General features: G+C 75.0%; 1 protein-coding gene. It reads left to right on the forward strand.

Features of this window, described 5'->3' with window-relative positions; genetic code table 11:
• On the forward strand, positions 1 to 625 hold a 625-nt coding region (locus BYZ73_RS21570), incomplete at both ends, for a phage major capsid protein (protein ID WP_112317597.1).

A 625-nucleotide genomic window follows, 5' to 3' on the forward strand; every position in this document is an offset into this window, starting at 1 on the left:
AGCGGCTCAATGCCCAGGTCGGCCGGGCCGAGGCCACCGAGGCCGCCCGCGCCGCCGCGGCCACCGGCGGCGACGATCCGGCGCCGGGAACGGGGGCTGCCCCCACCGGCACGGCCCGGCCCCAACAGGCCGCCACCCCGCGCGATCCCGCGCATCGGGGCGTCGAGGTGGGCTTCATGCTGCATGCGCTGGCGGCCAGCCGGGGCGACCGCGAACGCGCGGTGGCCCGGCTTGAGACCGATGGCCATTCCGGCATCGCCGCGATCATGTCGGGCGCGTCCGAGGCCGCGGGCGGCATCACCATTCCCGCCGCGCAATCCGAGGAACTGATCGCGCTGCTGCGCCCGCGGGTCACCGTCCGCGCCTCGGGCGCGCGCACCGTGCCGATGCCCGCGGGCGAGCTGCGCACCGCGCGCCAGACCGCAGGCGCGACCGCCGGTTACGGCGCCGAGACCTCGGCCATTGCCGAAAGCGAGATGAGCTTCGATGCGGTCGACAAGTCCTTCAAGCTCCTGCGCGCGCTGGTGCCGCTGTCGAACAGCCTCCTGCGGCATTCCTCGGTCGCCATGGCCCAGCATGCCCGCGACGACCTCTTGAAGGCGATGGCGCTGCGCGAGGACCTGGC

This window comes from Rhodovulum viride (genome assembly GCF_003265965.1).
Classification (GTDB): Bacteria; Pseudomonadota; Alphaproteobacteria; order Rhodobacterales; family Rhodobacteraceae; genus Rhodovulum; species Rhodovulum kholense.